Genomic DNA, 220 nt, shown 5'->3' on the forward strand with positions numbered 1-220 from the left:
CGGTCGATTACGAGTATTTAGCCTTGGAGGATGGTCCCCCCATATTCAGACAGGATGTCACGTGTCCCGCCCTACTTGTCGTACGCTTAGTACCACCGGTCCGATTTCACATACGGGGCTATCACCCACTATGGCTCCTATTTCCAGAGGATTCTGTTATCGGTCCGACTATCACGTACAGGCTCTTCCCATTTCGCTCGCCGCTACTTTGGGAATCTCG

At 52.7% G+C, this 220-nt stretch carries 1 rRNA gene; it reads right to left on the reverse strand.

What is annotated here, in order from left to right:
* Window positions 1-220: ribosomal RNA gene (locus GCN78_RS30100) — 23S ribosomal RNA — on the reverse strand; the annotation flags it as partial.

It is taken from the genome of Janthinobacterium rivuli (assembly GCF_009208735.1).
In the GTDB taxonomy this organism is placed as follows: Bacteria; Pseudomonadota; Gammaproteobacteria; order Burkholderiales; family Burkholderiaceae_D; genus Janthinobacterium.